11 protein-coding genes are annotated in these 11,743 nt (G+C 66.4%); 5 read left to right on the forward strand and 6 right to left on the reverse strand.

The window, feature by feature from the left end:
* Positions 1–131: 131 nt before the first annotated feature.
* Positions 132–1,106: a hypothetical protein gene (locus VGN72_14895; protein ID HEV7300650.1), complete on the reverse strand. Its 975-nt coding sequence runs from the start codon at positions 1,104–1,106 to the stop codon at positions 132–134.
* 536 nt (positions 1,107–1,642) lie between these two features.
* On the opposite strand from VGN72_14895, the gene VGN72_14900 reads away from it, so the two are divergent.
* Positions 1,643–3,082 (forward strand): DUF4118 domain-containing protein, encoded by a 1,440-nt coding sequence (locus VGN72_14900; protein HEV7300651.1) that lies wholly within the window; start codon positions 1,643–1,645, stop codon positions 3,080–3,082.
* Positions 3,075–3,725 (forward strand): response regulator transcription factor, encoded by a 651-nt coding sequence (locus VGN72_14905; GenBank protein ID HEV7300652.1) that lies wholly within the window; start codon positions 3,075–3,077, stop codon positions 3,723–3,725. The genes VGN72_14900 and VGN72_14905 overlap by 8 nt, the downstream gene beginning before the upstream one ends.
* Positions 3,726–3,786: 61 nt before the next feature.
* On the opposite strand, the gene VGN72_14910 is transcribed toward VGN72_14905, so the two are convergent.
* From VGN72_14910 to VGN72_14925, 4 genes are all read right to left on the reverse strand, one after another.
* A complete protein-coding gene (locus VGN72_14910; GenBank protein ID HEV7300653.1) occupies positions 3,787–4,092 on the reverse strand; it encodes a hypothetical protein in 306 nt (101 codons plus the stop codon).
* Between the two features lie 46 nt (positions 4,093–4,138).
* Positions 4,139–4,666, reverse strand: coding sequence for a hypothetical protein (locus VGN72_14915; GenBank protein ID HEV7300654.1), 528 nt, complete (start codon positions 4,664–4,666; stop codon positions 4,139–4,141).
* A 162-nt stretch (positions 4,667–4,828) separates the two neighbouring features.
* Positions 4,829–6,025, reverse strand: a complete 1,197-nt coding sequence (locus VGN72_14920; GenBank protein HEV7300655.1) for a crosslink repair DNA glycosylase YcaQ family protein — start codon at positions 6,023–6,025, stop codon at positions 4,829–4,831.
* A 973-nt stretch (positions 6,026–6,998) separates the two neighbouring features.
* A complete protein-coding gene (locus VGN72_14925) occupies positions 6,999–7,781 on the reverse strand; it encodes an IS110 family transposase (GenBank protein HEV7300656.1) in 783 nt (260 codons plus the stop codon).
* A 517-nt stretch (positions 7,782–8,298) separates the two neighbouring features.
* Between VGN72_14925 and VGN72_14930 the strand changes: the two genes are divergently transcribed.
* From VGN72_14930 to VGN72_14940, 3 genes are all read left to right on the forward strand, one after another.
* Complete coding sequence (locus VGN72_14930) at positions 8,299–8,640, forward strand: hypothetical protein (protein ID HEV7300657.1); 342 nt, start codon at positions 8,299–8,301, stop codon at positions 8,638–8,640.
* 417 nt (positions 8,641–9,057) lie between these two features.
* Entirely contained in the window at positions 9,058–9,276 is a 219-nt protein-coding gene (locus tag VGN72_14935) for a hypothetical protein (protein ID HEV7300658.1), read from the forward strand.
* Between the two features lie 65 nt (positions 9,277–9,341).
* Entirely contained in the window at positions 9,342–10,271 is a 930-nt protein-coding gene (locus VGN72_14940; protein HEV7300659.1) for an RtcB family protein, read from the forward strand.
* 814 nt (positions 10,272–11,085) lie between these two features.
* On the opposite strand, the gene VGN72_14945 is transcribed toward VGN72_14940, so the two are convergent.
* A partial coding sequence (locus VGN72_14945; GenBank protein HEV7300660.1) for a transposase occupies positions 11,086–11,743 on the reverse strand: 658 nt, incomplete at its 5' end.

Below are 11,743 nucleotides of genomic sequence, written 5' to 3' on the forward strand. Positions count from 1 at the left end.
CTTTGTCCCTTTCAGGATGCTGGTGCGTCGGGCGCGCCGTAGTGGCGCGCCCTACGCACGGTTAAACAAGACGTTGCACGAGACGATTGATTTGAATTCGTTGACTGACAGCAGTTATGCCGACCGTAGCCCTAGTTCGAGTTGCCTTGGTTCGACGAACCGTTCGAGTTCTGCGGCGGCAGGTTCTGCGAGGCGGTCTCGATGGCGCTGGCCAGGTCCTGAACGACGCGGGACGCGTTAGGCATGCCCGCGGCGCCCGGCTGGGTCGTGGGCGCCTGCTGGCCCGATGCAGTCTGCGCCTCGCCGGGCTGCGATTCGCCAGCCTGCGCGCCAGTTGCCCCACTGGGGGCGATCAGGTTCGACGCGACGAGTTGGGCGTCGGTAACGGTGGAGACGACGTTCTGCGGGGCCTGCTTGCTGGCAAACGTGTACGCCGCCGCCAGCGCCTGCGCCGCGGCCTCGAGGTCATGGCCGGCCATCACGTGCTTGTCGTTCTGCAGGAAGCCAGCGGCCTTCGAATGGTGATGGCTGGACAGTGCCAGCGCGGCCTGCGCGAAGTTGTTGGTCAGCTGCTGCGAGTTGCCCTGCCCATTCTGGTTACCCTCGAGCTTGCCGGCGGCGTTCCGCAGGTCGTCAGCGGCGCTCGTCAATGATTGCTTCGCCTGCCCGCCGGCGCGTGAAGCCTGCATCTCGAGGTAGTTGGCCGCGATGCGCGTCTCGGCGGCGGCCACCTTCGGGTTGTTCTGCTGCAGGGCCTGCTGGGCCTGCAGGAAGTGAATCTGCGGCTCGTTGGCCGTCAACAGGATGACGCGCTCCTCGACCAGCACAAAACCCTCCGGTGCCTGCGACTGCTGCGACTGGCCCGACGCCTGTGCGCCGCTCTGCTGCGACTGGCCGCCCTGCGATTGGCCCGCTTGGCGTTGACCGGCCTGCTGTTGGCCGGCCTGCTGCGACTGGCCGCTCTGGCCTTGCGCCTGGTTCTGCATTTGCCCTTGCTTCTGACTGCTTCCGTCCGACTGCGGGTCGGCGGCACTGGCATAGGGCGCGATGTTCATCGCGGCGGCGGCGGCGGCAAACGTGGCTAGCGTGAGTTGGTTGAAACGCATGGGACACTCTCCTTCTCTGTTGGCTCTTCCAGTACCGACACATACGGCTCGTCGACATCGCGGCCGGCCTCATCCGTCATGGGCCGTGGTGCCGTCGACATGTGTGAGGCCAGAGCAAGTCCCGTTCTTAGCATCGCCCGCGACCGAAAAGGACTGGCCGCGATAAGGCCAACGCGGCTGGGGCGCAAGGCGTCGGAGCAGTCCTTATGAGGAGAACCCTTGCCCGCGTGAAGCCACGCTTGCCGCACCGCCGGCAAGCGTTGGCAGATCAGCGATCACGGCGAACGTAAACGCCCACCCTGCACCACCTTGTGACGCGATGCGGCAAGAGCGAGCCCTACGATATCCTTGAACCTGACGGGCGGTACCTTCGAAACCGGCATTGTGACACGGCCACGACAAAGGCGGCTGACTGCGACAGGAGAATGCCGCCGAACCTGCCCCCCTGCTCCGCGAGCATTTCAGCGGTTCCGCTACGTCGCGGCACCCGTTAAACCCAAGCGTGCTGCAGCACCATCCGCTGCGGAGCGACGATTATGGTGAACGCTTCTAGAAACAACTCCTTCCTGCGATACGGGATCGCACTCGCATCGACGCTGATCGCGTTGATCGTGGCGATGCTGTTCTACGAGCCGGTGGGCCAGCTGTCCCCGTTCTTCCTCTTCTACGCCGCCGTTGCGGTCAGCGCGTGGTTCGGTGGAACGCGACCCGGACTGGCGGCAACTGCGCTTGGGGCGGTGGCGACCACGCACTTCCTGCTGGAACCGCGGTACGTTCTGGATATCGATAGCCACGGGGACTGGGGACGGCTGGGGCTGTTTACCGGCGTGGGTGCCCTGATCGCGTGCCTGAACGGCGCGCTGCGTACCTCGCAACAACGATGCAAGGTCGAAGCGGCCGCGGCACGGCACGCCGAGGCGCGCGCCAAGCAGCTGGCAGACGCGAACCTGATCGGCGTCTTCTTCTGCGATCTGAACGGCACGATCGAGACGTGCAACGACGCGTTCGTGGCGCTCGTCGGGCGCTCGCGGGACGAGCTGCTGTCGGGGCAAGTGGCGTGGCGCGACATTACCGCGCCGGAACATCAGGAGCGCGACCGGCGTGCGCTGGAGGAGCTGCGGGAGTGCGGCATCTGCACGCCGTTCGAGAAGGACCACGTCATGATCGACGGGCGGCGCGTGCCCGTGCTGGTGGGCTGCGCGATGATCGAGGGCTCGGCTGAGGATTGCGTCGGCTTCGTGCTGGACCTGACCGAACGCCGTCGAGCCGAGGCAGAAGCCCGCGCGTATCAGCAGCGCCTGCAGGCGGTGGCGGCCGAGCTCATGCTGGCCGAGGAACGCGAGCGTCGGCGCATTGCCTCCGTGCTGCATGACGTGGTCGGCCAGCACCTGGCGCTGGCACAGATGAAGACCGACCTGCTGCGACGCCGCGCCGTGGAACCGGACGACGCACGCCCGCTGGCGGAGATCCACGACCTGGTCGACGAGGCGATCCGCCACACGCGTTCGCTGACGTCGGAACTCAGTCCGCCCGTGCTGTACGAACTGGGGCTGGTGGCCGCCATCCAGTGGCTCGGCGACCGCCTGCGCGACGAGCACGGCGTCGCGTTCTGCCTCGAGGACGACGGCCAGCGCAAGCCTACCACCCACGAGACGCGCCTCGTATTGTTCCAGGCGGTCCGCGAGTTGCTCGTGAACATCCTGAAGCATGCCAAGGCGTCGGCGTGCCGGGTGCGCATCCGTCGCGCGGAGACAACGATTCAGATCGTGGTGAGCGACGATGGCCGGGGCCTGATTCCCGCTAGCGAGCCCAACGGCGGCAGCCGGGACAATGGCTTCGGGCTATTCAACATTCACGAGCGGCTGCACCACTTGGGTGGGTCGATGACGATCGATTCCTCGCCCGGGACGGATGGATTAACCGTTACGCTGGTGGCGCCGCTCGAGGATCATGACGACGGAGGAACCCATGAGTGACGTGAAGATCCTGATCGCCGACGACCATCAGATCGTACGGCAGGGCCTGAGGAGCATGCTGGCCGGCCACCCCGGCTTCGACGTGATCGCCGAGACCGACAACGGCCGCTCCGCGGTCCGGCTGGCGCGCGACCTGAACCCGGACGTGACGATCATGGACATCACCATGCCCGACCTGAACGGCGTCGAGGCCACGCGGCAGATTCACGCCGACAACCCGGACGCAAGGGTGATCGGGCTTTCGATGCACGCCGAGCGGCAGTTCGTGATGGAGATGCTGGGCGCCAGCGCCAAGGGCTACCTGCTGAAGAACGGCCCGTTCGACGAACTGGTGGCGGCGATCGAGGCGGCGGTGGCGGGCGAGATCTACGTTAGCCCGAAGGTTACCGGCGTGCTGGTGAAGGAGTGCATCGGCGACCTGCCGCGGCCGGGCACGTTCTGTGGCACGCTCTCGTCGCGCGAGCGCGAGGTGCTCCAGCTGGTCGCCGAGGGCAAGAGCACCAAGGAGATCGCGTTCACGCTGCGCCTCAGCGGCAAGACCGTCGAGGCGCACCGCCGGCAGGTCATGGAGAAGCTAAAGCTCTACAGCGTGGCCGAACTGACGCGCTATGCGATCCGCGAAGGAATGACCTCGCTCGTCTGACGCGTGGCCGGGCATCCCCCCGACCGCGGCTTCACGCGCGCGCGACCGCGTCACCTGACGCTCAGTACGGCCGCACCCGGCGACCGTCGGCGTGGTACATCGCCTTGCCCGCATCTCCGTTTTGGATGAACACGAACCGGTAGAGTAGCGCGCCGGTCGAAGCGGTCTGCTGCTCGACATCGGTGAGAGATGCGTTCGGATGGTCCTTGCGGAACGCGTCCATCGCTTCGTCTGGAACGCCTGAAATCGGCACCGCCGTGCCGGAGTCGAAGCCGTTCGGATCGTCGGGCCGGCACCCACCTGCGGGCAGCGCGACGAACGCGGTTGCCGAGACCAACACAAATGCGCGAATGCAGTTCTTTAGCATTGTGATACTCCGTAAGACCTGGTGACGGATCGCGAACATCGTAGCGTTACTGGCGGTGGAACCGCACGGTCTTATCGTCCCTGTACTCGATCACCAGCACGTCATCGCCATCGAAGTGGAACTGAACGTTCGTGCCGCCGCGGATGGCGTCGGAGGTGATCTTGTTGCCGCGTACCTCGTACGGCCCCTTCTTGTCACGCACCTGACCGACCAGCGGCAGTTCGGACCAGTCGGCGATGCGGACGGGCCCTTCCACCTTGAACGTCAGGCGCACCTTGACCTGCCCGATGGGCGAGTCGACGTTCTCGGCCTCCCACGTCCCGTACAACCGTTCGGCCGCGGCGTTGTCGTCCCCGGCCGATGGCTGAGTTGCGGGCGCGGTCGTAGCGCCGTCAGGTTCGTTAGAGCCTCCGGCATCCGATGTGGCCTGTATGGCCGCTTTGGCATTGTCGGCACTAGCCGTGACGGCCGACGACGAAGATTCCCGTTGCTGTTGGGGCTGACCACTGTTTCGGCCATCGCACCCGAACTGAACCGCGAGCACCACACCGGCGAGTATGAATGAACCTCTCATACCCGATAACGGTAAGGCGTACCGCGCCGCCGTACGACATCGGGACTCCTTGAGTAGGAGGCGATGCCCGCAACGACCTTCACGTGGGGTGACCGGCGTGCTGCCTGGCAACGGGTTGTGCGGGGACGCTCGGCACGGCGCGCGAGGGTCCCTACCTGTTTATTACCGGGTTGGCGGGAGGAAGGGGTGGCGCGAACCGGATCTTCCGGTGACGTCCACTCGCGCCGCACCGATGAACTGCCGTAGCCGGTCGGCGGCGGCCCCGAACGCCACGCGGAACGCAGGCGTGACGCTGAACCCCCGCTCCCACGGCATGACGCGCAGCCGCAGGACGCCGGCCGCACGGTCGAGCTTCGCGTCGGCCCGCCCGACGAGCCGGTCGCCGACCAGGACCGGTAGCACGTAGTATCCGTGGACCCGCTTCGCCTCGGGCACGAATGCCTCGAACCGATAGCGGAACCCGAACAATCGCTCCGCCCGCGCCCGGTCACGCACCAGCGGGTCGAACGGCGCCAGGAACCGCACGTGCCCCTGCAGCGGTTCGCCGAGGCGCCCCAGACGCCGTCGCACGTCGCTGTACGCGATCGAGATGCGCCCCTCCACCTCGACCGGCATCACCGACCCCGCCTGCAGCCGCGAACGCACCCACGCCCGCGCGTCGGCAACGTCAACGACGCGGTAAAACGCCGCAAGCTCGGCGGGCGTGGCCACCCCCAGCCGGTCCAATGCCGTGCCGCACGCCCAGTCGACGAGGGCGTCCCGCTGCGTCGGTGGCGCCGTGTGGAAGCGGATTGCCCGCTCCGCCAGGTCGTAGACCTTCTGGAATCCCCGCCGGTCCCCCACCGCGAGCGTGCCGGTGCGCCACAGGTGCTCGAGGACGGCCTTGGCCGGCTTCCAGTCCCACCAGCCGCCCCGCCGGTGGTCGTGCGGGTCGTCGAAGTCCCGCGACATGAGCGGGCCCTCCTGTCGGATCCCGGCCACGACCTGCTCCGCCAGCGCCGCGGCCCCCGCGCCGAGCCGGTCCAGCTGCCACCGCGCGCGGAAGCGGGCGAATCGGTGGTGCCAGTGCGGGTAGTGCTCGGCCGGGATCAGCGACGCGTCGTGCGTCCAGTGCTCGAACAGCCGCCGCCCGCGCAGGTCGCGGAAGACCGCCTCGCGCTCGTACGCGTCGGACCGCGCGTGCAGGATCAGCTCGTGGGCCCGCTCGACGACGTTGATCGAGTCGAGTTGGAGGAAGCCCAAGGCGCGGACGACGTCGATCGTCGGCAGCGGCCGGGCCGGGTCGCGCAGCAGGTGCGCCCCGGCGAGCAGGAGCCGCCGCGCATCGGCGGCCGAGATGGGCGTGGGATCTGTCTTCACGCGGTTTCCCTGACGGCGACGCTGACGTTTTCAGGCGCATCATGCACGGCGTCAAGCTACTCGAAAGACCTCGCCGAGTCGGCGCTCCGTAGGGTAAGCTGTGGCTCGAAGCTCTTCCGTTAGCTGCCGATGTGTCGGCGCGGTGCCGGCCAGTGAACGTTGGTCTGTTGATGTGCGGGACAATGCGACAGGACGTTCCAAGATGCCAGTCATGTGGAATCCCGTACGTGTCGGGCGCGCTGCTAGACGCTTCGACCTGGGCGCGAGCTCGCCAAATGGGTTTCCGACGTTGTCTCGCGTTCCCCTACGAGTGGTTCATCGCGGACGAACGAACGCTTCGGCGGCACCGGCCCGACGAGGTCATCACGCCCCAGAACTGCGACAGTGTTTACGTGGATTCGATGATTCAGTCGCACCCGACCTGCCCAAAGTGCGGGGATTCGATCTACGCGCGCGGCGAGTCGGCCGTACACTAGCGTCGTAGCCGACCTGCCGGCCGGGAATGATGATCCGTTATTTACCGATGCGCCTTTCCCCGCGCCGCATAACCCGCCACTATGAAGGCTCTTCCGTCAACCGGTAAATCTCCTTCGCCGGACGGCTCGGTCTCGGTGGCGGTTACAGGTCGCGGCGGGTGAGGTCAGACCACTATTCAAGGTCACGGGCCCTCCTGTCTGACGATGCGGGCCCGGCCTTATTCAACTTTGCAAAGCCTGGTTGACTCATTCCAAATGGCGGCGTGGCGAGCACGCGTTGAACGTGATCGGCGCCCGCGGATTATTCGAGTTTGGCCAGGGTGCTCACTCATCTCGCTGCGATGTCGTCGCGCCGTCGATTCGATGCCGTCTGGCTTCGTTAACTGTCGTTCGCTCTTCGCTCGTCGCTCTTCGCTCGTCGTTCTTCGTTCCCGTGTCGGCTGCGTCAGGCGGGGGTGGCCAGCGTGGGGACGTCGCGGGCGTCATCCCATCGCGCCTCATCCCGCAGCAACGCCCAGCACCAGACCAGCAGCTTGCGGGCCAGGGCGACGGCCGCCTGCTTGCGGCGCGTCCGCTGGCCGTGGCACAGGCGGTCGAAGACCTCCTTGCCACGCGTGCCCTCCCTGCGCGACAGGCCCCACGCGGCCTGCCGCCAGCACGCGGCGCAGCAGGCCCGGGCCCTGGCCGGTGATGCGGCCCAGGCGGTTCATCTGGCCGGACTGGTACTGCTTGGGCACCAGCCCGGCGTAGCAGCTGACCTGCTTGGCGGTCTTGAACCGCCTGGCGTCGTCGAGCGTGGCCACCACCAGCTCGGCCAGGCGGGGGCCGACCTGCGGGATCGTCCGCAGGCGCGTCACCCGTTCCTCGCCCGAGGCGATTGTGTCGAGCTTTCTGTCCGCTTCCCGGATCAGCGTCGTCACCTGCTCGAACATCGTCAGCTCCGAGGCCAGCTGGCCACGCCACAGGTTCGCCTCATCGCGCTCGCTCAGGGGACGCGACAACGCCTTGAACTCGTTGATCGCTTGGGCCGTCCACCCGCGCGAGCGGCCGGGCAGGCTCAACCCCTGGGCATCGAGCAGGCTGCGGATCGTGTTCTTGATCCCCGTCCGCCGGTCGACCAGCGCGTGGCGGTACCGGATCAAGCTGCGGCGCTGGCGGACCGGCCGCTCGGGGACGTGCACGGTCGGCAGCTGGTCGCTCGCAGCGAGCTTTGCCAGCTTCAACGCGTCGTCGCGGTCGGTCTTGCGCTTGACCTTCGTCCACCGCCACGCCTCGCCCAGCGTGTTGGCCGCGGACCTCGACCGACAGCGTCTGGGCCAGGTCGGCGATCCAGCCGCCGATGCTGCACGCCTCGATGACCAGCATCGCCGGCGACGCGTCGACCAGCAGGTCTTGCACGGGCGACGGGTTCGTGGCGATCGTCTCGAACGCGTGCGTGCCCGTGGCCGGGTCGTAGCGCCAGGCCACGCTCTTGAACTTGCCCAGGTCGACGGCCAGGATCGGCGGCGTCGGCGTCGGCGTCGGCGTCGGCGTCGGCGTCGTCGTCGCGATTGCGGTCGGCGTCATCGTCGAAGTACGATTGCTCATGGCGGGCCTCCTTTGCGGTTGCGGGTCGTCTCCACCGATTGAGGCCCTGCGCCCCGTGCGCAGGTGACCTCGCCAAACACCGTAACCTCGGCGGAGCCCGCCTTACATAGTTTCCAATGCACCGGACCGGGCCGGCGGTATAGTTTCTGTTGGTCGAGGGCGGCACGGTGCCGGCCCGGCCGGTGATCGGCACTACGTTATACGGCAGCCATGAGCTTCTCGTACCGAACAGTCACGCAGTCCGCGCGGGTTCTCGCCAATTTGACCGGCGTACCCGATTTGTTCATTGACGCGCCCCTTCAACGGAACAATCGCAAGAGCGACATTTGGTATTTCGGGTCGGACGAACTGTGGACGCCGCTTGGCTTTCCTCTCCAGATTTCAGCAACGATCGGCCCTGAGAACTCGCTGCAAGTCTGGTCTGCTCAGACAAAGCTGTTAGAGGTTGGCATCGTTGACCTCAGCATTTACGCAGAGCTCTGGCTTCCGACGGACGAGAGGTTGACGGTCTGGACGGAAGAGCGTCGCGCGGCATCCGCGACTGCCGGATAACCACGCACTGGAACGGACCGACCGGGTGGAACGGTCCTTGTGATTCTGAGTGGCGCGGTGCCCGGCCGGCCCGTTGAACGTTGATCCGTTATGCCTCACGAGACTCCACGTCGCTCGATCGAAACCACGGCTCACCGTTTCAAGCGGAAGAAGCTGATCGTCTGGGCCGTTCGTCAGTCAATTGATAAACGTCGCTCTCGCGATATGGCTGTTCCCAAAGTATCCGTGGCTTTGGTGGACGCTGGTCATCGTGATTCCGCTGGCACTGTTCTCGCTCTATCAGATCCGCCGACTAGAGCAGATCGCCGAGAAAGGCGCGGAGGTTGACGATCTCTTGCACCGAATCGGTGAGGCATAACCTGCCCATGCACCGACCGTGCCGGCGGGTAAGCTGCTGGTGGTTCGAGAGTCGGTGTGGTGCCGGCGAGACCACTGACCAGCGCAACGTTAGCCGGTGTGCGCCGGCCGCTGAACGGAAACTCGTTCTTTACCGTGCCCCTGTACGCCTGCATGGCCGCCGTCCGCAGGCGATACAGGAGCGTGGCCGGCAAGTGCGCAGCCTGCGGCTACGACCTCCGTGCCACCTCCGCCCGCTGCCCCGAGTGCGGCATGGGGCGGGCGGAACGGGTAAACTAGACATGAGCGAATCAGTCGCGATCGGCCGGCCGTCAACAAACGATCGCGTTTCAAGGGGACACGCCGTGCATATCCTCAACCTGTCCGCCGAGCCGCTCTGGCGGTTGCACACCTGGATCCCCCACGACCTGGCGGCCGAGCGGATCCTGTTCCTGCCCGACGCCTGCCCCGGCAAGTCGCCGCTGCCCACCGGCACGGCCGTCCTGACGCGACAGCCCGACTGGCGACGCTTCGCCGTGTCCGACTGCGGCTGTGGGATGCGCCTCGTCCGCTCGCGCGTCGCCGCCGCCGCTGACGTCACGCCCCGCCGCTGGGACGAGCTGGCCGACCACCTGCGCGCCAACAAGGGTCGCCTCGGCGACCTGGGCGGCGGCAACCACTTCCTCGACGCGCTGCTGCCCTACGACGACGGGCCCGTCCACTTCCTCGTCCACACCGGCTCGCGCGACGAGTCCGGGCACGTGGACGCGCTGACCGACACGCGGGCGCGGTTCGACCAGGAGTTCGCGCGCGTGGTCGGCTGGGCAGCGGAGAACCGTGCGGCGATCCACGACGCGATCGACAAGACGTTCGGCCGCTGCGAACTCGTGCTGGACCTGCCGCACAACACGTACGAGCCGCAGGCCGACGGCGGCGCGATCATCCGCAAGGGTTCGGTCGCCGTCGATGCAGGCGAACTGGTGGTGATCCCCTCGCACATGTCGGGCGACGTGGCGCTGGTCCGGGCCACCGATAAGGTCCGCGAGTGCCTGCGGTCCCTGAGCCACGGCACCGGCCGCACGATGTCGCGCAGCGACTGCAAGCCGCTGGCCGACGGCTTCGATTTCGCGGCGTTGCGTGGGTCGGTGCTGATCGCGTCTGGCGTGGCCGATGCCTCGCTGCGGACGGAGGGACCTTACGCCTACCGCGGCCTGGATGAATGCCTAGCGTTATTGGAGGGCTACGTGGTCGAGGAAGGGCGATTTGCCGTCGTCGCCTACATGGGGCACTTGTGACGGCGGCTGATCTCGTCGCGCCATTCCGCACCCGTTCCCGCACGGGGTGCCGATCCCGACACGGTTGTTAACTGGGATCCGGAAATAGAGCTAAGAGACCGAGAATTCTCTGGTGCGGAAGGCCGAGACAGCCAGACGTGACGTTGGAGCGGCCCCCCTCTCGCTCCCTCTCACCATCCCGGCCGCACCCAAAACACCTAATTCCAGCCCGAAAACGAGCGAACCCTGTTAACTGGAATTAACAGGGTTCGCGGCCAAAATATATAACGCCTTGTCAGACAAGAAGTTATTAAGATCCCCATGCCTAACCCTCTTCGAACTTTCTCTGGGGTGAAAGGGCGTTTTTTAGATGATGGGCTTGGATGAGGCTGTTTCTGTCGTCCACTTCTAGGAAAAAGGCCGGGTGGTCTCGGCCTCGCCTTGGCGAACAGGTCGGCGAGCAGATCGAGCATGCCCGCGTAACGCCGGCCGGGCATCAGCGCGTCGAACGCACGCCACAACGTGTTGTGGTCGGGTGCCCGGGTCAGGCCGACGTCGGCCAGCCACGCGGGCGAGTCGGCGAGCAGGGCTTCGGTCCGCCGGTAACTGAGGCCGAAGAACTCGCAGACGACGAGGCACGCGAAGAGCTGGGCGAGCGTGAAGTCGTGACGCGAGCACTTGCACGAGTGCCCCGGCAGCGTCCGCCGGGCCAACTGGTAAGCCACCCTCATCACCGTCCGTGGCGACTGGCTGGTCAACATCCTCTATCGTGTATCAGACCCCGCCGGATCTCGCGCCGGGCAAAATCGCGAGGGTTGAGCGGCTGTCTTCATCGTCAAGCTCCAAGGGCGAGATTTTCGTTCCACGCGGTTTTGGTTTTGAGCATCACATTGAGGATGATCAGGATCTTCCGCATGCACGCGACCATGACCACCTTGAACGCCTTGCCGGCGGCGGTCAGCCGGTCGGCGTAGGCCTTGATCGTCGGGTTGTGACGCTTGGCGACCCAGGCGGCCATGAACAAGGCGCCGCGGGCGTCCGTCCGGCCGCCCCGGATCATGCGTTTGCCACGGTGCGTGCCCGAATCGTGATTCATCGGCGCGACCCCCGCCAGCGAGGCGATCTGTTCCCGGTTGAGCCTCCCCAGTTCCGGCAGGTCCGCGACCAGGCGGAAGGCGATGGTCTTGCCGATGCCTGGCACGCCGTCGATCAACGCGACGCGCTCTCGCCACTCCGGGTCGTTGTCGATCAGCGACTCGAGCGCCGCATCGATCTGCGCGATCTGCTTCTCCAGGTGCTTCAAATGATGTTTGATCTGCCGCACGGTCAGGGCACCGACCGCCTGGCTTTGGCGGTTCAGCTCCATGACCCGCATGGCGACCAGCTGGCGTCGGCGGGTCAGCAACTCGTCGAGCATCACCTGTTGCGGCGAGGGCCGCTCGCTGGGCCGCGGCTCCAGGCGCATGGCGAACTCCGCGAGCACGCGCGCGTCG

This window comes from Tepidisphaeraceae bacterium, from assembly GCA_035998445.1.
Lineage (GTDB): Bacteria > Planctomycetota > Phycisphaerae > Tepidisphaerales > Tepidisphaeraceae > DASYHQ01.